This is a genomic window from Pseudomonas sp. SO81, from assembly GCF_030374125.1.
Lineage (GTDB): Bacteria > Pseudomonadota > Gammaproteobacteria > Pseudomonadales > Pseudomonadaceae > Aquipseudomonas.
The window spans coordinates 1,983,992-2,005,355 of record NZ_CP126126.1 but is presented as its reverse complement, the minus strand read 5'-3'; the positions used below and the strand labels follow the sequence as shown (position 1 = coordinate 2,005,355).

The window sequence follows — 21,364 nt, the reverse complement described above, 5'->3', positions numbered from 1 at the left end:
ATCACTTTCGCCTGGCCTAGAGGAAGAGCCCGGGCTTGGCCTGACCTTCGGGGAATCGGACGCCGACCTTGCGCACCTTGTTCCCTTCCATCAGGGCCACGGTCCAGGTCAGGCCATTCCACTCCACCTGATCGCCGAGAATCGGCTGGCCGCCAATCTCATGGGCAATGAAGCGGCCCAGCGGCTGGTTGCTGTCCTCGTCGCCGAGCTTGAGGCCGTACAGGGCGGCGATCGCGCTGAGCTGGGCGTCGCCCTCCAGCACGAAGTCGCCGAAGAAACGCAGGTCGGCGCTGCGCTGCGGCGCCTGGCTGAACAGCTTGCCGAGGGCCGACAGGTCGTGTTCGTGGCCGACCACGCAGAGGATGTCGCCGGCGTCCAGGGTGGTACTGCCGGACGGGTGCAGCAGCTCGGTGCCGCGGAACAGCGCGGCGACGCGGGTGCCTTCCGGCATCTTCAGCTCGCGCAGCGGCGCGCCGATGCACCACTTCTCCGCGCCCAGGCGATAGATGAACAGCTCCCACTCGCTGGTCGGGTGGATCTCCAGGCCGGCGCGCGAGATCGGCGCCGGCTCCGGCGGCACGGTGACGCGCAGCAGCTTGGCCGCCAGCGGCAGGCTGGCGCCCTGCAGCAGCAGGGACACCAGGACGATGAAGAAGGCCAGGTTGAAGTACAGCTGCGAGTGCTCCAGGCCGGCCATCATCGGGAACACGGCGAGAATGATCGGCACCGCGCCACGCAGGCCGACCCAGGCGATGAAGATCTTCTCGCGGTCGTGGAAGGCACGGAACGGCAGCAGGCCGATCACCACCGACAGCGGGCGGGCGAACAGGATCATCCACAGCGCCAGGCCCAGCGCCGGGAGGGCGATGGGCAGCAGGTCGTGTGGCGTCACCAGCAGGCCGAGCACCAGGAACATGCCGATCTGCGCCAGCCAGGCCATGCCGTCGAGCATGTGCAGGATGCTGTGGCGCGAGCGGATCGGCCGGTTGCCCAGCACCAGGCCGCACAGGTAGGCGGCGAGGATGCCGCTGCCATGCATGAAGTTGGTCAGGGCGAACACCAGCAGGCCGCCGCTCACCACCAGCAGCGGATACAGGCCGTTGGGCAGGCTGACCCGGTTGATCAGCTGCAGCAGCACCCAGCCGCCGCCGAGACCGAGCGCGGCGCCGATGCCGAACTCGCTGAGCAGGTGGCCGATGAAGGCGATGCTGAAGTCGCTCTGGCCCTTGGCGAGCATGTCGATCAGGGTCACGGTGAGGAACACCGCCATCGGATCGTTGCTGCCGGACTCGATTTCCAGGGTCGCGGTGACCCGCTCGTTGAGGCCCTTGCCGCCGAGCAGGGAGAACACCGCGGCGGCATCGGTGGAGCCGACGATGGCGCCGATCAGCAGGCCCTGCATCATGTTCAGGTCGAACAGCCAGGCGGCGGCCATGCCGGTCAGGCCGGTGGTGATCAGCACGCCGACCGTGGCCAGCGACAGTGCCGGCCACAAGGCCACGCGGAAGCTCGACACCCGTGTGCGCAGGCCGCCGTCGAGGAGGATGATGGCCAGCGCCAGGTTGCCCACCAGGTAGGCCATCGGGTAGTTGCTGAAGCCGATGCCGCCGGGGCCGTCGACGCCGGCGACCATGCCCACGGCGAGGATGATCACCAGGATCGGGATGCCCAGGCGCGAGGATACCGAGCTGACCAGGATGCTCGCGCCCACCAGCAATGCACCGATCAGGAACAGGCTATTGATGGCGCTGGCGTCCAAGGGCGTACTCCGGGCGAGAAGGCGAGGGGCGACGCTCCAGGTTCTGTTCACGTGCGGTCGCGGCCGCAGGGGTCGTCAACAGATCCTAAGCAGAGATCATGCCGGATAATAACCCGCCGCTTTGCTCTCCTGTCAAAAGGAAACGCCCCGCATGTGCGGGGCGTTCTTCTCGGCAAATCAGCGGCTTAGCCGAGGCTCAGAACCAGGCGTCCTGCATGTTCAGGCAGGTGTCGTCGCGCGCCTCGAGAATGTTCAGCTCGTGCTGGCAGCTCGGTACTTCCCAGGTCAGGAAGAAACGCGCGGCCTGCAGCTTGCCCTGGTAGAAGTCGACATCGGCGGCGTTTCCGCGCGCCAGGCCTTCTTCGGCGCGAATCGCCTGCTCCAGCCAGCGCCAGCCGATCACCGCGTGGCCGAAGGCCTTGAGGTACAGCGCCGAGTTGGCCAGGCCCTGGTTGACCTTGCCGGTCAGCAGGTCGCCAAGCAGGGCCAGGGTCACGCCACCGAGGCGCTGCACCAGCTGCTCCAGCGGCTGGCGCAGGCGATTCAGCGACTCGAAGGCCGTGGCGCGCTGGCAGGTGTCCTGGATCAGCGCCATCAACTGCTTGAGCGCGGCGCCGCCGTTCATCGACACCTTGCGGCCGAGCAGGTCGAGCGACTGGATGCCGTGGGTGCCCTCGTGGATCGGGTTGAGGCGGTTGTCGCGGTAGTACTGCTCCACCGGGTACTCGCGGGTGTAGCCGTGGCCGCCGAGCACCTGGATGGCCAGTTCGTTGGCCTTGAGGCAGAACTCGGAGGGCCAGGATTTGACGATCGGGGTCAGCAGGTCGAGCAGCTCCAGGGCCTTCTTGCGCTCTTCCTCGCTGGGCAGGGTGTGGGTGTCGTCGAACAGCCGGGCGGCGTACAGGCCCAGGTCGAAGGCGCCTTCCACATAGGCTTTCTGGGTCAGTAGCATGCGCCGCACATCGGCGTGCTCGACGATGGATATCTGCGGGCTGCTCGGGTCCTTGCCATCCGCGTGGCGGCCCTGCGGGCGGTTGCGCGCATAGTCCAGCGAGTACAGGTAGCCGGCGTAGCCGAGCATGATCGCGCCCATGCCGACGCCGATGCGCGCCTCGTTCATCATCTGGAACATGTAGGACAGGCCGTGGTGCGGCTTGCCCACCAGGTAGCCCACGCACTCGCCGTTGTCGCCGAAGTTCAGCGCGGTGGAGGTGGTGCCGCGCCAGCCCATCTTGTGGAACAGGCCGGCCAGGGTCACGTCGTTGCGCTTGCCCAGCGAGCCGTCGTCGTTGACCAGGAACTTCGGCACGATGAACAGGCTGATGCCTTTCACCCCGGGCGGGGCGTCCGGCAGCTTGGCCAGCACCATGTGCACGATGTTCTCGGAGATCGGTTGGTCGCCGCCGGAGATAAAGATCTTGTTGCCCTTGATCCGGTAGCTGCCGTCGGCGTGCGGCTCGGCCTTGGTGCGGATGTCCGACAGCGAGGAGCCGGCGTGCGGCTCGGTCAGGCCCATGGTGCCGAAGAAGCGGCCGTCGATGATCGGCTGCAGGAAGCGCTGCTGCTGTTCGGCGCTGCCGAAGGCCTCGATCAGGTTGGCCACGCCCATGGTCAGCATCGAATAGGAGCTGGTGGCGCAGTTGGCCGACTGGAAGTGGGCGAAGCAGGCCTGCGACAGCAGGTTGGGCAGCTGCATGCCGCCGGCCTCGAAGTCGCGAGTGGCGTTGAGGAAACCGGCCTCGTGGAACGCCTTGAGCGCCGGGGCGACTTCCGGGATCAGCACCGCGGCGCCGTCCACGTACTGCGGTTCGTGCTCGTCGTTCTTGCGGTTGTGCGGGGCGAACAGTTCCTCGGCGATACCGCGCGCGGTGCCGATGGCGGCATCGAAGGTTTCCCGATTGTGGTCGGCGAAGCGCTCGCGCTGGGTCAGGGCTTCGGCGTCCAGCACTTCGTAGAGTTCGAAGGCCAGGTTGCGGGAACTGAGCAGGGACTCGGACATGATCGTCTCCGGTGGGATCTTCTTGAAGTCTAGAGTCGTGAATAGAGGCCGCCTAGCAAGATTCATCGCCCTGATGCTGAGCTAGAAACTGTTCGCGTCGTCCCTTCGGGCTACAATTCGCACCCGCTCCAGGTTCTGCTTCAGGTAACGCGCCCATGAACTACCGCCACGCCTTCCATGCCGGCAACCACGCCGACGTGCTCAAGCACATCGTCATCAGCCGCATCATCGCCCTGCTGTCGCGCAAGGAGGCGCCCTTCGCCTACCTCGACAGCCATGCCGGCGTCGGCCTGTATGACCTGCAGGGCGACCAGGCTACCCGCACCGGCGAGTGGCTGGAAGGCATCGGCCGCCTGTGGGATGCGCCGGACCTGCCCGAGGCGACCGTCGACTACTTCGGCGTGCTGCACACGCTCAACCCGGACGGTGCGCTGCGCTATTACCCCGGCTCGCCGGAGCTGGCCTGCCAGCTGACCCGCGAGCAGGACCGCGTGCTGCTCAACGAGAAGCACCCGGAAGACGGCCAGCTGCTGAAGGACAACATGAAGGGCGACCGCCGCGTGGCCGTGCACCTGGGCGAGGGCTGGCACGTGCCGCGCGCCCTGCTGCCGGTGGCGGAGAAGCGTGCGCTGCTGCTGATCGACCCGCCGTTCGAGAAGGCCGACGAGCTGGAGCGTTGCGTCACCGCGCTGGACGAGGCCATCGGCCGCATGCGCCAGACCGTGGTCGCCATCTGGTACCCGATCAAGGACGAGCGCCAGCTCAAACGCTTTTATCAGGGCCTGGAGAAATCCAGCGCGCCCAAGCTGCTGCGCGTCGAACTGTTCGTCCACGCCCCGGACGATGCCAATCGTCTGGCCGGCTCCGGCCTGGCCATCGCCAACGCGCCCTGGGGCCTGGAAGACGAGCTGAAGCAGCTGCTGCCATGGCTGGCCACGAAGCTGGCGCAGAGCCAGGGCAGCTTCCGCCTGGATTGGCTGATCGCCGACTGACCGGCCCCTACGGCCCGGCGCGCTCGAAAGCGCCGGCGCGGCGCTAGAGAGGCGTGGTTTGGTCGCGCAGAAGCGCGGCCAGTTCGGCCAGCGCCTGGTCGTGCTGCTGCAGCTCGCCCAGGGCGTCGCTGGATATTTCCGGCGGCGTGGCGAGCGAGCTGCTCATCGCCTGCAGCAGTTCGCTTAGTTGACCGGCGATATCCAGGGTGCGTGCCTGGCTTGCCTGCAGCGCGCTCAGGCTATCGGCGATGCGCTGCTGCGCCTCTTCACCGATCTGCGCGCCGTCCTGAGCCAGTTGGTTGGTCTGCGCGTCGGCCTGACGCAGGGCCTCCAGCATCTCGCCCACCGTGCCGCGAATGGCCAGAGAGAAGTCGGTGGAACGGCTGGATAGGGCGCGCACTTCGTCGGCCACCACGGCGAAGCCGCGACCGCTGTCGCCGGCTCTTGCCGCTTCGATGGCGGCGTTCAGCGCGAGCAGGTTGGTCTGCTTGGCGATGGCGTCCATGTCGGTGGTGGCGCGCAGCACGGTCTCGGCCTGCTGGGCGATGCCGCGCATGCCCTCGGCCAGGACGGCGGCCTGGTCGCGGGTCTGCCGCTGTTGCTCGAGCAGGGTGGCGAGTGCCTGGCGCGCCTGGGTGTCGTCGCCCGGCGCCGCCGACAGCTCGGCCAGCAGGGCCAGGGCGCGGTGATTCTGCTGCTGCAGGCGTTCGTCCTGGATCTGCCAGTGCTGCTGGGCGGCCGCGTCGCGGGCCTGCAGGTCTCGCTGCAGGCGTTCGAGCAGCTCGCGTTGCTGGGCATACTGCGCCTCCAACTGGTCGGCCAGCGGCGCGACCCAGTCCGGCACCTGCGGCTCGACGGCGCGCGGCTGCATCAGCGCGCGCCAATGGGTGGCGGTGGCCAGCGCGGGCAGCAGGCCGAAGCTCAGGCACACGCCGCTGAACAGGCAGATCCACAGTGGCAGGCCACCCCAGGCGCCCAGGCCGACCAGTAGCCAGGGCGACAGCTGCAGCGCCACGGCAGCCGTGCTGAAGGCCTTGGGCGGAATCTCGTGGAGGTCGGAAAAGCGCGGGTTGTGCATGGCTGGCCGGGTCTACTTCTTGTTTGGCGGCGATCGATCTGCTCCGCTGTATCGGCAGCGGCGACGGTTCGCTGAGTTTAGGCGCGATTGTTCTGGCGCGGTCATCCGCCCTAAGCGCTATTTTCCGCGCTGGCGCGGGTCGACGTAATAGGTGAGTTGCTGGCGCGGGTTGAGGTATTCCAGCGCCTCCAGCGGCAGCTGGGCCGGACGCAGGCTGCGGGCGATGGCCAGCCTGGGCTCGTGCTCCAGGTTGACGATCAGCGCCTCGGCCTTGGGCACGCTTGGTTCGTAGAGGATCAGCGTGGGCTTCAGCGGCAGGCTCGGGTGCATGGCCAGCACCAGGGCGTAGCGCTCGTCCTCCAGCTGCACCAGGCTGCCCGGCGGATACACGCCCATGCAGCGGATGAAGGCCTTCAGGGCCACCTCGTCGAAGCGTTCGCGCTGCTGCTTGAACATCAGCGCCAGGGCCTCGTGGGGGCTCAGGCCGTCGCGCGGGTTGAGCGGGTTGCACAGGTTGTCGAAGGCGTTGGCGATGCTCACCACCCGGCTCAGGCGACCAATCGCCGCCTCGCGCAGGCCCTTGGGATAGCCGCTGCCATCGCAGTATTCGTGGTGCTCCTGGATGATCCGCAGCACCTCGTCGTCGAGCATCAGCTCGCGTCCGCGGCGCACGCCGAAGTCCACGTGCAGCTGCAGCAGTTGCTGCTCGGGGCGGGTCAGCGGCTCGGCCTTGAGCAACACCTTGCTCGGCACCTCCAGCTTGCCCATGTCGTGCAGCAGGGCGCCGAGGCCCAGGCTGTGGCAGGCCTCGGAGTCGTAGCCGAGCTGGCGGCCGAGCATCACCGACAGCACGGTGACATTGAGCGGATGGAAGTAGGCGTCGTCCGCGGCCTTGCCGTTGATGCTGTGCAGCGCCGCGCCATCCTCGCCGAGCAGCGCCTCGACCAGCTCGCGCACCACCTCGCCGGCCAGCTTGAGGGCGTCCTCCGGCTGGTTGCGCAGGGCCTGGTTGAGCGACTTCACCCGCTGGCTGGCCTGCACGAAGGTGCGGTCCACCTCGGCCAGGCGCTTGCGCAGGGCGCCGAGCTTGGCCGCGCGGGCCTGGCGGGCCTGTTCCTCGGGGCTGGGCTTGGGCGGCTCTTCGGCCTGCTGCTTGGGCTCGGCGGGTTGCAACGCCAGGGGCTGGCAGTCGCTGCGCGCCGGTTCGTAGCGCAGCTGGGCCAGGCCCAGGTCGCGCAGGGCCTGGAGTTGGCCCTCGTCCTTGATCTTGAAACTGCTGAAGGCGAAGTTGTGTTCCCACCAGCTCAGGTCCAGGTGCACGTAGAGGCCCACGCACAGCTGTTCGGGGGAGATGGAAATGGTCGTTGCGGGCATGCCGGGCTCGCTGGCTGCTGGCTGTTTGCTGGCAGTCTAGCGCCTGCCCGTCGCCGGTGGCAGAGGCGTCTGGCCGGCGGGATCTCGCCACACCGTTGGCGGGAATCGGCCATCAGCACGGCCAGGGGCGGCGCAAAGGCCCGCCGTTAGTGGGCGAGCGATCCGGCATCGGTTTTGCTCTGGGAGCGACCTTTGGTCTTTCGGCCGCATAAAACCGTCAACACCGGGGTGGTTCGACGGTCAACCGACTGAACGGCCTCGTGCCGCGTGCTCCGCGTCCCGCCGCTGCGGCCGGGGGAACATCTCGTAGCGCCTCGTCTACGCCCTCCACTGGAACTGGTCATTGCCATGAAGAAAATCCTGTTGATCCTCGCCTGCCTCGCGGCAGTGGGATGCTCGAAACCGCCCGCGCCGGAGAAGACCGTCGACGTGCTGCTGATCGGTGGCGGCGTGATGAGTGCCACCCTCGGCACCTACATCAGCCAGCTGGAACCGGGCTGGACCATCGACATCTACGAGCGCATGGACCAGGTCGCCGACGAGAGCTCCAACGCCTGGAACAACGCCGGCACCGGCCACTCGGCCTTCTGCGAGCTGAATTACACGCCGGAGACCCCGGACGGCGGCATCGACATCAGCAAGGCGGTGGCGATCAACGAGTCCTTCGAGATCTCCAAGCAGTTCTGGGCGCACCAGATCGACCAGGGCGTGCTCAAGAATCCCAGGTCGTTCATCAACAACGTGCCGCACATGAGCTTCGTCTGGGGCGACAAGAACGTCGCCTACCTGAAGAAGCGCCACGCGTCGCTGCAGCACAGCTCGCTGTTCCGCGGCATGCAGTACTCCGAGGACCCGGCGCAGATCGCCCAGTGGGTGCCGCTGGTGATGAACGGCCGGCCCGAGGGCGAGAAGATCGCCGCCACGCGCATGCCGATCGGTACCGACGTCAACTTCGGCGAGATCACCAAGCAACTGATCGGCGCGCTGACCCAGCGTGACGGCGTGGCGTTGCACCTGCGCCATGAGGTGCGCGACCTGCAGCGCAACGACGACGGCACCTGGACGGTGGTGGTCGCCGACCTGGCCAACGACGAGCGGGAAAGCAGCGTCAAGGCCAAGTTCGTGTTCATCGGCGCCGGCGGCGCGGCGCTGCCGCTGCTGCAGAAAGCCGGCATCGAAGAAGCGGATGGCTACGGCGGCTTCCCGGTGGGCGGCCAGTTCCTGGTCACCCGCAACCCGGAGGTGGTCGCCCAGCACCAGGCCAAGCTGTACGGCCTGGCCTCGGTCGGCTCGCCGCCGATGTCGGTGCCGCACCTGGACACCCGGGTGATCGACGGCGAGAAGGTGCTGCTGTTCGGGCCCTTCGCCACCTTCTCCAGCAGGTTCCTCAAGCACGGTTCGCTGTGGGACCTGTTCGCCTCGGTGAGCAGCGACAACCTCGGGCCCATGACCCACGCCGGCTGGGACAACATGGACCTGAGCCAGTACCTGATCGGCCAACTGATGCTCGACCAGGACGACCGCATGCAGGCCCTGCGCGACTACTTCCCCGATGCGCGGGACGAGGACTGGGAGCTGATCACCGCCGGCCAGCGCGTGCAGGTGATCAAGAAGGATGAGGAGAAGGGCGGCGTGCTGCAGTTCGGCACGGAGGTGGTGAGCGCCGCCGACGGCAGCATCGCCGCGCTGCTGGGCGCCTCGCCGGGCGCCTCGACCGCCGCGCCGATCATGCTCACGGTGCTGGAACGCACCTTCAAGGAAGAGATGCAGACCCCCGAGTGGCAGGCGCGCCTGAAGGAGATCATCCCGTCCTACGGACAGAAGCTGAATGACGACATCGAGCTGACCAACCGCATCCGCGCCTATAGCAGCGAGCGCCTGCAGCTGCTGCACGTACCGGTCGAGGCGGAAGCCAGCGTGGCGGGCGCCGCGCTCTAGCGGTGTGCCTGCGGGGCGCGTCGGCTCAGTCGGCGCGGCCCAGCTCCGCCGCCACTTCGTCGGCCCAGGCCAGCCAGGACTGTTCGCCGAGGATGCCGCGGCGCAGAGTCAGGTAGGGCAGGCGCAGCGCGGCGCGCTGTTCGGCGGGAAGGGCGTGGTAGTCGCGCTCGATGCTCAGCAGGCTGTCCAAGGTCTTGCGGTGCACGGCCACGTGGCGAGCCATTTCCTCGCGCAAATTGTCGAGCGAGGTGTGGGCGCCGGCGTACAGCTTCACCAGCAGCGCATCGTTGATCTTGTTCGGCTGCACCGGCTCGCCCAGCCAGCGCAGCAGCTCGGCATGGCCGGCCGGGGTGAGGCGATAGATCTTCTTGTCCGGGCGGGTCTCCTGCGCCTCCGCCTCGAACTCCAGCCAGCCGGCCTCGTTGAGTTTCTTCAGTTCCAGGTACACCTGCTGGTGCTTGGCGTTCCAGAAATAGCCGAGGCCATCCTTGAAGCGCTTGAGCAGGTCGTAGCCGCTGCCGGGTTCGCTTTCCAGGAGGATGAGGATGGCGTGCTTGAGCGACATGAACGGGATTCACCGGCTGGCTGGGAGATGCGCGGCAGTATACGGATTATGCAAAAAGTTGCATGGTCGGTGGGTGCTGTCTAGTATGCAAAAAGTTGCATAACAAGAATAACCTAGGAGACCCTCATGAAACGCACCGGTACCCGCTTGCGCGCGCGTCTGCTCGGCAACGACTACGACGCCATCATCATCGGCTCCGGCATCGGCGGCCTGACCACCGCCGCGCTGCTGGCCAAGCTCGGCAAGCGTGTGTGTGTGCTGGAGCAGCACTACACCGCCGGCGGCTACACCCACAGCTACGAGCGCGAGGGCTACGAGTGGGACGTGGGCGTGCACTACATCGGCGAGGTGCACAAACCCTGGTCGGCGATCCGCCGCATCTTCGATGTGATCAGCGACGGCAAGCTGGAATGGGCGCCGATGGATGCCCGCTATGACCGCATCGTCATCGGTGACCAGACCTACGACTACGTGGCCGGGCGCGAAGAATTCAAGGCCGAGATCAAGCAGCACTTCCCCGACGAAGCGGCGGCCATCGACCGCTATGTGGAACTGCTCAGCGACGTCAGCGCGCGGGTGCCACGCTTCTTCGCCGGCCAGGCCCTGCCGCGCTCGCTCGGCATGCTCTACGCCAGGCTGCGCCGCCTGTGGCTGCCGGCCTACTTCTTCAAGAGCACCCGCGAAGTGCTGGAAGGCCTGACCCGGAATCAGGAGCTGATCGGCGTGCTCACCGCCCAGTGGGGCGACTACGGCCTGCCGCCGGCCAAGGCCGCGTTCGTCATGCACGCGATGGTCGCCAAGCACTACATCACCGGCGGCAACTACCCGGTGGGCGGCGCGATCAAGATCTCCGAGACCATCATCCCGACCATCGAGGCGGCTGGCGGCCATGTCTTCACCTACGCCGGGGTCGACAAGATCCTGGTGGAGAACGGCCGCGCCGTGGGTGTGCGCCTGCAGAAGGACGGCCTGGAGATCCGCGCGCCGCAGATCGTCAGCTGCGCCGGCCTGGTGCCCACCTACACCCGCCTGCTCGATGCGCAGGTGGCTAGCGAACATGGCCTGCTGGCGCCGCTGCGGAAGGTCGACCTGTCCGCCGCCACCCTGTGCCTGTATGCCGGCTTCAAGGGCAGCGCCGCCGAACTGGGCCTGCCGAAGACCAACTACTGGGTCTACCCGACCTTCGATCACGATTACAACGTCAGCAGTTTCGAGAGCGGGCAGAACCCGGCGATGCCGCTGATCTACATCAGCTTCCCCTCGGCCAAGGACCCGGCCTGGGATGCCCACTACCCGCACAAGGCCACGGTGGAGATCGTCGCACCGACCTTGCCGCAGTGGTTCGCCAAGTGGAAGGGCACCACCTGGGGCAAACGCGGCGCCGAATACGAGGCGTTCAAGGCCCAGCTCACCGAGCAGCTGCTGGAAACCCTGTACAAGCACCAGCCGCAACTGCGCGGCGCCCTGGACTTCTGCGAGCTGGGCACGCCGCTGTCCACCGAGTGGTACCAATGGAACGAGCAGGGCGAGATCTACGGCATCGACCATACGGTGCAGCGCTTCGACCAGCACTGGATCCACAGCCAGACGCCGATCGAGGGCCTCTACCTGACCGGTGCCGACACCGTGACTGCCGGGGTCGGCGGCGCGCTGATGGCCGGGGTGATGACGGCAACGCGCATGCTTGGTTGGCGCGGGTATCGGATTGGTGGGGTGTTGAAGAACTGGAAGTCGAACGCGGGTGCCGAGGCGGACGCCACATCCGTCGGCCAGGAGGGCTAGGGTACGCGCCGCTGGCCTTATAGCGGCGTCCACACCTCGAACACTTCCTCCCGGGCGATCAGTCCGTCGCGCATCTGAAAGTGGTGCACCAGGCGCAGCTCGGCGCGGCTGCCGACCGGTAGCGGGCAGTTGTCGATGCCTTCGCTGGCGATGGTCAGGCGCACGCGCATGTCGTCCACCACGCGGTCCTCGGTGGCGAAGCGGTCCAACGGCTGCAGTTCGATATCGCGCATGGCGCCGAACAGGCGCAGGTACATGGCGCGGATCGGCGCCTTGCCGTGCAACTCGATGCCGCGGCCGGGGATGCTCATGACGATGTCGTCGGTATACAGGCCGAGCACCGAGTCGACGTCCTGGGCCTCACCGCGGATATGGCGGTCGACGACATCGAGGTTGTGGGCGATGTTGCTCATGGGGAACTCCAAATAAGTCAGTTTGTCTGTCTATAATAGACATATAGACTGACTAAAATGCAAGCTGCCGCCATGATCGTCGATCCTTCTCGCAAGACCCTAGGTGCACTGCTGCGCCTGCCCTACGAACAGCTGGCCGGCTGGCTCTATGGCCGCCTGGCCGAAGAGTTCACCGGCGTGCGCCTGCCGCACAGCGCGGTGCTGCGCCATATCGCCGCCCAGGGCAGCCGCGTGGTGGAGCTGGCGGCAGCGGCCGGCATGACCAAGCAGAGCATGGCCTATCTGGTGGAACAGCTGCACGAGCTGGGCTACCTGCTGATCGAGGCCGACCCGGATGACGGGCGAGCTAAGCGCGTGCGCCTCACCGAACGCGGCGAAGCGCTCTATGCGCGCGCGCTGCAGCTCTCGGCCGAAGCCGAGGCGCAACTGGCGGAGTTGTTGGGAGAGGCGGATGCGGGCGAACTGCGCCGCATCCTGGAGCGGCTGGATCAGGAGTGGCGGGCGCTCAGTTAAGGCGCTAGACCGTCACGTCTATCGCGTTGCCCAGGTTCGGCGGATTGCTCGGTGGAGTGACCTGCGGAATGGCCTGGATCAGGCCGATGGCGCTGGCGGCCTGAATATCCAGGGACTTTCTCAGCAGCATCAGCGAGGCGGTTGCCGAGGCCTGCGCCGCGTTGGCATTGGAAACGGCGCTGGCGATATTGCTCAGGTCCATGGCGGGTTCTCCTGCGGAGATGGCTCTACCGGGTCGACCGGTAGAGCGCGGCGAAGGTTCCGCCACTCAGACCGGCAGGCACACCCCCGTGCCGCCCAGCCCGCAGTAGCCGCCCGGGTTCTTCGCCAGGTACTGCTGGTGATAGGCCTCGGCGTAGTAGAAGGCCGGCGCGTCGGCGATCTCGGTGGTGATGGGGCCGAGTCCGGCCTTCTCCAGTTCGGCCTGGAACTGCGTCTGGCTGGCTTCGGCGGCGGCGCGCTGGGTGGCATCCAGGCAATAGATGGCCGAGCGGTACTGGGTGCCGATGTCGTTGCCCTGGCGCATGCCCTGGGTCGGGTTGTGCGCCTCCCAGAACACCTTGAGCAGTTTCTCGTAGCTGGTCTGCTGCGGGTCGAACACCACCAGCACCACTTCGGTATGGCCGGTCAGGCCGGAGCAGACTTCCTCGTAGGTCGGGTTCGGCGTATGACCGCCGGCGTAGCCCACGGCGGTGGTCCACACGCCGGGCTGTTGCCAGAAGCGCCGCTCGACACCCCAGAAGCAGCCCATGGCGAATACCGCCTGCTGCAGGCCGGCGGGGAAGGGGGCCTTGAGCGGGTTGCCGTTGACATAGTGTGCGGCTGGCACCGCCATGCTCTCGGCGCGGCCGGGCAGGGCCTGTTCGGCGCTGGGCAGTTCGAGTTTGTGGGCGAGGATTTGCGAACGCAGAACCATGATCTGTTCCTGTGCTGTGACGGACTGGGGATAGCTTACTCCGCTGGGCGGGCGGTTGAAGCCGAGGGATAGACGCGAATCTTGGGGCTGGATTACAGCGCTGGCCTGCCGTTGGTCGGCTGGGCGAGGTCAGGCGCCGCGGCAGGGATAGCGGCGCAGGCTATCCACCAGGTCGCGGCCGGGAATCGGCCGGTCGAACAGGTAGCCCTGGCCGACGTCGCACAGCTGGCGTCGCAGGAAGCCGAGCTGGGCGGCGGTCTCGATGCCTTCGGCGACCACCTTGAGGCGCAGGTTGTGGGCCATGGCAATCACCGCGGCAGTGATCTCCATGTCGTCCTGGTTCTCGGGGATGTCCTTGATGAAGCTGCGGTCGATCTTGATCACGTCGATCGGGAATTTCTTCAGGTAGCTCAGCGACGAGTAGCCGGTGCCGAAGTCGTCCATCGCTAGGGTCAGGCCCAGGGCCTTGAGGCGTGCCACCTGCTGGCGGGTAGCGTCGTTGCCTTCGAGCAGCAGGCTCTCGGTCAGCTCCACTTCCAGCAGGTGCGCAGGCAGTTGTTCCTCGTCGAGGATGGCGGCGATGGAGCCGACCAGGTCGGGGTCGGTGAACTGCTTGGCCGACAGGTTGATCGCCACCTGGATATCGCCCATGCCGAGGGCTGACAGCTCCAGGCTGGCGCGGCAGGCCTGGCGCACCACCCATTTGCCGATGGGGATGATCAGGCCGGTTTCCTCGGCGACGCTGATGAACTGGTCGGGGCTGATCATGCCCTTCTCCGGGTGCTGCCAGCGCAGCAGCGCCTCCAGGCCGAGCAGTTGCCCGCTCTTCAGGCACAGCTTGGGCTGGTAGTAGACCTCCAGCTCGTTCTGGGTCAGGGCACGACGCAGGTTGTTCTCGACGAACAGCTTGTAACTGGCCTCGGCATTCAGCGCCTCGGTGAACAGCTGGACCTGGTGCTTGCCGTTGGCCTTGGCCTTGTGCAGGGCCAGACCGGCGTGCTTCATCAGCACGTGCGGGTCGTCGCCGTGCAGCGGCGCGCAGGCCAGGCCGACCGAGCCGGTGACGCTGATCAGCTGGTTGTCGACGAACAGCGGCTTGTCCAGGGTGGCCAGCAGTTCCTGAGCCAGTTTGAGACCGGCTTCCTGCTCTGCACCATCCAGCAGCACGGCGAACTCGTTGCTGGCGAAGCGCGCCAGGCTGGTGTTCTGGCTCAGGCTGTTGCGCAGGCGGCGGGCCAGGTTGGTCAGCAGCTTGTCGCCGGTCTGGTGGCCGAGGCTGTCGTTGATCCGCTTGAAGTTGTCGATGTCCACCAGCAGCAGGCTGAAGGCCTGGCCGTCGTGGCGGGCGAAGCGTTCTTCCAGGCAGCGGATGAAGTAGGGGCGGTTGCCCAGGCCGGTGAGGTTGTCGCTATAGGCCAGGCGCTCGATGCGCTGCTGGGCCAGCTTGCTCTGGGTGATGTCTTCGTAGATGCCGATGTAGTGGGTCAGCTCGCCGTCGTCGTTGTACACCTTGGAGATCGACAGCTGGCCCCAGTAAGGCTCGAGGTTCTTGCGCCGGCTGCGGAACTCGCCCTGCCAGCTGTTGCGCTCGGCCAGGCCGGCCTGGGCGTCGAACAGCAGGTCGCCGAGGTTCTCCAGGGCCGGCAGCTGGGAGATGCGCCGGCCCTGGATCTCCTCGGCGCCGTACTGGGTGATCGAGGTGAAGCTGGGGTTGACGTACTGCACCAGACCATCGCGGTCGAACAGCAGGAAGGCGCTGGCGCTCTGCTCCACGGCGCGCTGGAACAGGAACAGGGCGCTGGTGGCGTCGCGGCGCTGCTGGTTGCTCATGACCTGGGCGAACTGGTCGGCCAGCTCGCCGGCGAAGGCGATCTCGTCGGCCTGCCAGGTGCGCGCCGGGCCGATGTGTTCCAGGCACAGCACGCCGACCACCTCGCCGCCGAGACGGATGCTGGCGTCGAGCATGGCGCTGATGCCCAGCGGCTTGAGGTAGCCGCGGGCCAGCTCGCTGGTGCGCGGGTCGCGCTGGGCGTTGTGCGCGTCGATGGCGCGGCCGCTGTGCAGCGCCTCCAGGTAGCGCGGGAACAGGCGGGCGTCGATGGCCGCCGGCATCTCGTGGCCGTCGATGTCGCGGCGGTACATGGCCACCGGCTCCAGGGTCTCGCCGATCAGGTGCCAGAGGCTGGCGCGGGCCACGTCATAGGTCTCGCAGGCGGCCTGGGTGATCAGCTCGGCGGCTTCCTTGAGCGGGTCCAGCGCGCTGTAGCGATGCCGCGCCAGGCGCACGATGAGGCTCTGCTGGGCGCGCGAGCGGATCAGGTGCTGCAGGTGCTCCTCCTGGGAGTGCTGGTACAGCTCCAGAGAGGTCCTCAGCTTGTTGTTCTGTTCTTCCAGCTCCTGCATGCGCTGCTCGGCCAGGGTCTCGCCGGCCTCGGCGGTGACGAGCAGGTAGCCACGCAGCAGCAGGCGGCCGCGCTGCTGGAACGACTCACCGATCTCCAGCAGGTGCAGGGCGCCGTTGGGCGTGTGCAGGCGGTAGCGCACCGAATAGTGCGGGGCCTTGCTCAGCTGCAGCTGGATCTCGTCGTGCAGCTGGTAGCGCGACTCCGGCTCCATCAGGCTGGCGTAGGGGCAGTCGAGCAGGGCGCAGAGTTCGCCGGCGCTGACGCCGAGCTGGCGCTCGCAGGCGGGATCGAGGAACAGCAGGGTCCAGCTGGGCTCGTTGATACGCTCGAAGCGCAGCATTCCCAGGCGCGAGGGCACTGGCAACTGCGTCACAACCTCGGCCGCCTGACGGCTGGCGGCATCGGGATGGCTTTTCATCGAACGACTGGCTTCCTTATGCTGCCGCTTCAGGGCAGGCTTGGAACCTGTTGGCGCTCCAGTGTGTGGGGCCGCCAGACGAGTTCATAGGTCTGTTACATCAACCAAGTGGGGCAAGGGTGCATCATGCGGCAGGGACTGACAAGAAGACTGAGCGGGTTATTGCTGATGCTGAGCCTGGGCGCGGGTGCCCCGGCGCAGGCCAGCGAGGCCCAGCTGAGCGGTGAGGAGCAGGCGCGTTATCTCGCCGAGCTGAAGCGACTGTATCTGACCAAGGACGAGCGCAAGGCGCTGCTGGCGCACAGCAACGCGCTGCTCGACACCTACGCCCTGCGCGCCGGCTACCAGCTGGGCAAGGCGCCGGCGCAGCGCAGCGACCTGCGCTACCAGCTCAGCGTCGCCGCCCCGGGCGAATTGCTGGTGCGCCAGGAGACCCGCGCCGAGCAGACCAACAGCCTGGCGGTGAGCAACCAGCGCCTGTCGGTGTTCGGCCTCGACCCCTATATCCACTACGACTGTCCGACCAACGGCATCACCTGCGTGCTGAACAATCCGGCCGATGGCAGCCCGTGGATCACCGTGCTGCGCGATCACCAGGGCGCGGCCGACCTGGCCAAGGCGATCACCTTCCTGATCCGCAACCTGCAGAAGAACTGATCCGCAGGCTGGCGCAGAAAGCCCCGCTTCGGCGGGGCTTCTTTGCGCGATAAAAAAGCCCCGCCAGGAGGCGGGGCCGAGGAGTGAGGCGTCGATGCCTCCAAAGCACAGCTTGGTTCGTTACAGCAGCAGGGTGCGGATATCTCCCAGCACGTCGCCCAGGCGCTTGGTGAAGCGTGCGGCGGCGGCGCCGTTGATCACCCGGTGATCGTAGGACAGCGACAGCGGCAGCATCAGGCGCGGCTGGAAGGCCTTGCCGTCCCACACCGGCTGCATGGTCGCCTTGCTCACCCCGAGGATCGCCACTTCCGGTGCGTTGACGATCGGCGTGAAGCCGGTGCCGCCGATGTGGCCGAGGCTGGAGATGGTGAAGCAGGCGCCCTGCATGGCGTCCGGCGAGAGTTTCTTGGTGCGCGCCTTCTCCGCCAGCTCGGCGGCTTCGCCGGCCAGCTGCAGCAGGCTCTTCTGGTCGACGTCGCGGATCACCGGGACCAGCAGGCCATCCGGGGTATCGACGGCGAAGCCGATGTGCACGTACTTCTTGCGGATCAGCGCCTTGCCGCTCGGCGCCAGCGAACTGTTGAAGTCCGGCAGCTCCTTGAGCAGGTGGGCGCAGGCCTTGAGCAGCAGCGGCAGCACAGTCAGCTTGACCCCGGCCTTCTCCGCCACTGCCTTCTGCGCCACGCGGAAGGCTTCCAGCTCGGTGATGTCGGCGCTGTCGAACTGGGTCACGTGCGGCACGTTGAGCCAGCTGCGATGCAGGTTGGCGGCGCCGACCTGCATCAGGCGGGTCATCGGCACTTCTTCCACTTCGCCGAACTTGCTGAAGTCCACGGCCGGGACCGGCGGGATGCCGGCACCGCCGGTGGCGCCGGCCGCCGGAGCGTCCTTGGCCTTCTGCAGCATGGCCTTGACGTAGTTCTGCACGTCCTCCTTGAGGATGCGGCCTTTCGGGCCGCTGCCCGGCACGGCGGCCAGGTCGACGCCAAATTCGCGGGCGGTCATGCGCACGGCGGGACCGGCGTGGACCTTGCTGCCGTCACGCACCGGCGCACTGACCGCAGCGGCGGCGGCAGACAGCGCGGCGATGGCGCCGACTTCGGCGGCCACCTCGGGCTTGGCTCCGGGAGGGGTGCTGTGCACGGGCGCGGCAGCTGCCGGGACAGGAGCTGCGGCAGCAGGTGCCGGAGCGGCAGCGGGCGCTGCGCCGGCGACCTTGAGCTTGAGGATCAGGTCGCCGGTGCCGACTTCGGCGTCCAGCTTGACCAGTACTTCCTCCACCACGCCGGCGGCCGGCGAGGGGATTTCCATGCTGGCCTTGTCCGACTCCAGGGTGATCAGCGACTGGTCGGCGGCGATGCTGTCGCCGGCCTTGACCATGACCTCGATGACCTTGACCTTGCCGCTGGTGCCGATGTCCGGCACATGCACGTCCTGCACGCTCTCGCTGGCGGCCGGAGCCGCGCTCGGCTGTGGCACCGGTGCGCTGGGCGCCTCGGCCTCGTCGACGGCCTGGGTCGGTTTGCTCGGTACGGGAGCCGCGGCGGGCTCGGCGGCCGGGGCGGCGCCCTCGACCTCCAGCTCCAGCAGCTCGTCGCCGGTCTTCAGCTTGTCGCCCAGCTTGACCTTCAGGCTCTTGATCACGCCGGCCTTGGGTGAGGGCACCTCCATGGAAGCCTTGTCGGATTCCAGAGTCAGGATGCTCTGCTCGGCCTCGACGCGATCGCCGACCTTGACCAGCAGTTCGATCACTTCACCTTCGCCGCCGATATCGGGTACGCGTATCAACTCGCTCACAATGCGTCTCCTCAGCAGTCCAGGGGGTTGGCTTTTTCGGGGTCGATGCCGAACTTGGCGATGGCGTCGGCCAGCACCTTGGCTTCGATCTCGCCACGGTCGACCAGCGCCTCCAGCGCGGCCAGCACCACCCAGTAACGGTCCACCTCGAAGAAGTGGCGCAGTTTCTTGCGGCTGTCGCTGCGGCCGAAGCCGTCGGTGCCGAGCACCTTGTATTCCTTGCTGGGCACCCACTGGCGCACCTGCTCGGCGAACAGCTTCATGTAGTCGGTGGAGGCCACCACCGGGCCCTTGCGCCCGGTCAGGCATTCCTGGATGAACGCCTGCTTGGGCTTCTGCCCCGGATGCAGGCGGTTCCAGCGCTCCACGGCCAGGCCGTCGCGGCGCAGCTCGTTGAAGCTGGTGACGCTCCACACGTCCGAGCCGATGTTGAACTCGTCACGCAGGATCTTCGCCGCCTCGCGCACCTCGCGCAGGATGGTGCCGGAACCCAGCAGCTGCACGTGGTGCGCGGCCTCCTTCTTGTCCTCTTCGAGCAGGTACATGCCCTTGATGATGCCGTCCTCGGTGCCGGCCGGCAGGGCCGGCTGCTGGTAGGACTCGTTCATCACGGTGATGTAGTAGAAGACGTTCTGCTGCTGCTCGATCATCTCCTTGATGCCGTGACGGATGATCACCGCCAGCTCGTAGCCGTAGGTCGGATCGTAGGTGCGGCAGTTGGGGATGGTCGCGGCCATGATGTGGCTGTGGCCGTCCTCGTGCTGCAGGCCTTCGCCGTTGAGCGTGGTGCGGCCGGCGGTGCCGCCGATCAGGAAGCCACGGGCACGGCTGTCGCCGGCGGCCCAGGCCAGATCGCCGATGCGCTGGAAGCCGAACATCGAATAGAAGATGTAGAACGGCAGCATCGGCTGGTTGTGCGTGGAGTACGAAGTACCGGCGGCGATCCAGCTGGACATGGCACCGGCCTCGTTGATGCCTTCCTCGAGGATCTGGCCCTTCTTGTCCTCGCGGTAGAACATCACCTGGTCCTTATCCACCGGCTCGTACAGCTGGCCGACCGAGGAATAGATGCCGAGCTGGCGGAACATGCCTTCCATGCCGAAGGTGCGCGCCTCGTCCGGCACGATGGGCACGATGCGTGCGCCCAGGTCCTTGTCCTTGACCAGCTGCGAGAGGATGCGCACGAAGGCCATGGTGGTGGAAATGTCGCGGTCGCCGGTGCCGTCGAGGATGGCCTTGAGGGTCTCCAGCGGCGGCGTCGGAATGCTGAAGCTCTGCGCGCGGCGTTGCGGCACGAAGCCGCCGAGGGCGGCGCGGCGCTCGTGCAGGTACTTGTATTCCGGGCTGCCCGGCTCGGCCTTGACGAAGGGCAGACTCTCCAGCTCGTCGTCCTTGACCGGGATGTCGAAGCGGTCGCGGAATTTCTTCAGGCTGTCGATATCGACTTTCTTGGTGTTGTGCGCGGTGTTCTTCGCCTCGCCCGCGCCGGTGCCGTAGCCCTTGATGGTCTTGGCCAGGACCACGGTCGGCTGGCCCTTGTGGTTCACCGCCTGGTGGTAGGCCGCGTACATCTTGTACGGGTCGTGGCCGCCGCGGTTGAGGTTCCAGATCTCCTGGTCGGAGAGGTCCTTGACCATTTCCTTGAGCTCGGGGCTGTTGAAGAAGTGCTCACGCACGTAGGCCCCGTCCTTGGCCTTGTAGTTCTGGTACTCGCCGTCGATCACTTCGTCCATGCGGCGTTGCAGCAGGCCGTCGACGTCCTTGGCCAGCAGCGGGTCCCAGAAGCGGCCCCAGACCACCTTGTTGACGTTCCACTCGGCGCCACGGAACACGCCTTCCAGTTCCTGGATGATCTTGCCGTTGCCGCGCACTGGGCCGTCCAGGCGCTGCAGGTTGCAGTTGATCACGAAGATCAGGTTGTCCAGCTTCTCGCGGCCGGCCAGGGAGATGGCGCCCAGGGATTCCGGCTCGTCGCACTCGCCGTCGCCCATGAAGCACCACACTTTTTGCTTCCCAGCGGGGATATAGCCGCGGCTCTCCAGGTACTTCATGAAGCGCGCCTGGTAGATCGCCTGGATCGGACCCAGACCCATGGACACGGTGGGGAACTGCCAGAAGTCCGGCATCAGCCACGGGTGCGGGTAGGAGGACAGGCCCTTGCCGTCGACCTCGCGACGGAAGTTGTTCATCTGCTCTTCGCTGATGCGGCCTTCGAGGAAGGCGCGGGCGTAGATGCCGGGGCTGGCGTGGCCCTGATAGAAGATCAGGTCGCCGCCGTGCTCCTCGGTGGGAGCCTGGAAGAAGTAGTTGAAGCCAATGTCGTACAGGGTCGCCGAGGAGGCGAAGCTGGAGATATGGCCGCCCAGGTCCGGGTCCTGCAGGTTGGTGCGCATCACCATGGCCAGGGCGTTCCAGCGCACCAACGAGCGGATTCTCCGCTCCATAAACAGGTCGCCGGGCATGCGCGCCTCGTGGCCGACCGGGATGCTGTTGCGGTAGGGCGTGGTGATCGCATATGGCAGCTGGGTGCCGCTGCGGGTGGCCAGCTCACCCATGCGGGTCAGCAGGTAGTGGGCGCGGTCTTCACCTTCTTTGTCGAGGACGGACTCGAGGGCATCCAGCCATTCCTGGGTTTCGACGGGATCGAGGTCTTGCATGGCTTGCTCCAGGGCGGAAAGGCTTCCAGAATCGGAGGCCTGGGCTCGTGCACGCTTTTTGGGCGGGCTACGGGAAGTCGTTATCGACCAGGGTGTTCATG

At 66.8% G+C, this 21,364-nt stretch carries 16 protein-coding genes; 5 read left to right on the top strand and 11 right to left on the bottom strand.

All coding sequences use genetic code 11. The annotated features are described in order from the left end of the window. Positions 1–16: 16 nt before the first annotated feature. Together OH686_RS09570 and OH686_RS09565 are read right to left on the bottom strand one after the other, a co-directional pair. The gene (locus OH686_RS09570; protein WP_289538093.1) at positions 17–1,759 is read right to left on the bottom strand and encodes a potassium/proton antiporter; all 1,743 of its coding nucleotides are present in this window, start codon (positions 1,757–1,759) and stop codon (positions 17–19) included. A 196-nt stretch (positions 1,760–1,955) separates the two neighbouring features. Further along, positions 1,956–3,758, bottom strand: coding sequence for an acyl-CoA dehydrogenase (locus OH686_RS09565; RefSeq protein ID WP_289538091.1), 1,803 nt, complete (start codon positions 3,756–3,758; stop codon positions 1,956–1,958). A 155-nt stretch (positions 3,759–3,913) separates the two neighbouring features. Between OH686_RS09565 and OH686_RS09560 the strand changes: the two genes are divergently transcribed. After that, positions 3,914–4,750 carry a 23S rRNA (adenine(2030)-N(6))-methyltransferase RlmJ gene (locus OH686_RS09560; protein ID WP_289538089.1) on the top strand — a complete coding sequence of 279 codons (837 nt, stop codon included), beginning with the start codon at positions 3,914–3,916 and terminating at the stop codon, positions 4,748–4,750. A gap of 43 nt (positions 4,751–4,793) precedes the next feature. Here the strand turns inward: OH686_RS09560 and OH686_RS09555 are convergent, their stop codons facing one another. Next, positions 4,794–5,621 (bottom strand): methyl-accepting chemotaxis protein, encoded by an 828-nt coding sequence (locus OH686_RS09555; protein ID WP_502942805.1) that lies wholly within the window; start codon positions 5,619–5,621, stop codon positions 4,794–4,796. A gap of 324 nt (positions 5,622–5,945) precedes the next feature. Continuing rightward, positions 5,946–7,202 (bottom strand): HD-GYP domain-containing protein, encoded by a 1,257-nt coding sequence (locus OH686_RS09550; protein ID WP_289538086.1) that lies wholly within the window; start codon positions 7,200–7,202, stop codon positions 5,946–5,948. 348 nt (positions 7,203–7,550) lie between these two features. On the opposite strand from OH686_RS09550, the gene OH686_RS09545 reads away from it, so the two are divergent. After that, complete coding sequence (locus tag OH686_RS09545) at positions 7,551–9,140, top strand: malate:quinone oxidoreductase (RefSeq protein WP_289538084.1); 1,590 nt, start codon at positions 7,551–7,553, stop codon at positions 9,138–9,140. A gap of 25 nt (positions 9,141–9,165) precedes the next feature. On the opposite strand, the gene OH686_RS09540 is transcribed toward OH686_RS09545, so the two are convergent. Continuing rightward, positions 9,166–9,705, bottom strand: coding sequence for a PadR family transcriptional regulator (locus OH686_RS09540; RefSeq protein WP_289538082.1), 540 nt, complete (start codon positions 9,703–9,705; stop codon positions 9,166–9,168). Between the two features lie 126 nt (positions 9,706–9,831). On the opposite strand from OH686_RS09540, the gene OH686_RS09535 reads away from it, so the two are divergent. Further along, positions 9,832–11,487, top strand: coding sequence for a phytoene desaturase family protein (locus OH686_RS09535; protein ID WP_289538080.1), 1,656 nt, complete (start codon positions 9,832–9,834; stop codon positions 11,485–11,487). Between the two features lie 17 nt (positions 11,488–11,504). Here OH686_RS09535 and OH686_RS09530 read toward each other — a convergent pair whose 3' ends face one another. Further along, entirely contained in the window at positions 11,505–11,900 is a 396-nt protein-coding gene (locus OH686_RS09530; RefSeq protein ID WP_289538078.1) for a nuclear transport factor 2 family protein, read from the bottom strand. A 57-nt stretch (positions 11,901–11,957) separates the two neighbouring features. On the opposite strand from OH686_RS09530, the gene OH686_RS09525 reads away from it, so the two are divergent. Continuing rightward, entirely contained in the window at positions 11,958–12,413 is a 456-nt protein-coding gene (locus tag OH686_RS09525) for a MarR family winged helix-turn-helix transcriptional regulator (RefSeq protein ID WP_289538076.1), read from the top strand. A gap of 4 nt (positions 12,414–12,417) precedes the next feature. On the opposite strand, the gene OH686_RS09520 is transcribed toward OH686_RS09525, so the two are convergent. From OH686_RS09520 to OH686_RS09510, 3 genes are all read right to left on the bottom strand, one after another. Beyond that, the gene (locus OH686_RS09520) at positions 12,418–12,615 is read right to left on the bottom strand and encodes a YjfB family protein (protein ID WP_192400091.1); all 198 of its coding nucleotides are present in this window, start codon (positions 12,613–12,615) and stop codon (positions 12,418–12,420) included. 66 nt (positions 12,616–12,681) lie between these two features. After that, the gene (msrA, locus tag OH686_RS09515) at positions 12,682–13,329 is read right to left on the bottom strand and encodes a peptide-methionine (S)-S-oxide reductase MsrA (RefSeq protein WP_289538074.1); all 648 of its coding nucleotides are present in this window, start codon (positions 13,327–13,329) and stop codon (positions 12,682–12,684) included. A 129-nt stretch (positions 13,330–13,458) separates the two neighbouring features. Beyond that, positions 13,459–16,152 carry a sensor domain-containing protein gene (locus tag OH686_RS09510; RefSeq protein WP_289538072.1) on the bottom strand — a complete coding sequence of 898 codons (2,694 nt, stop codon included), beginning with the start codon at positions 16,150–16,152 and terminating at the stop codon, positions 13,459–13,461. A gap of 168 nt (positions 16,153–16,320) precedes the next feature. Between OH686_RS09510 and OH686_RS09505 the strand changes: the two genes are divergently transcribed. Continuing rightward, positions 16,321–16,809: a hypothetical protein gene (locus OH686_RS09505; RefSeq protein WP_289538070.1), complete on the top strand. Its 489-nt coding sequence runs from the start codon at positions 16,321–16,323 to the stop codon at positions 16,807–16,809. Between the two features lie 120 nt (positions 16,810–16,929). Here the strand turns inward: OH686_RS09505 and aceF are convergent, their stop codons facing one another. Beyond that, the gene (gene aceF / locus OH686_RS09500) at positions 16,930–18,606 is read right to left on the bottom strand and encodes a dihydrolipoyllysine-residue acetyltransferase (protein WP_289538068.1); all 1,677 of its coding nucleotides are present in this window, start codon (positions 18,604–18,606) and stop codon (positions 16,930–16,932) included. Positions 18,607–18,617: 11 nt separating this feature from the next. Next, a complete protein-coding gene (aceE, locus tag OH686_RS09495; RefSeq protein WP_289538066.1) occupies positions 18,618–21,263 on the bottom strand; it encodes a pyruvate dehydrogenase (acetyl-transferring), homodimeric type in 2,646 nt (881 codons plus the stop codon). Positions 21,264–21,364: the final 101 nt, after the last annotated feature.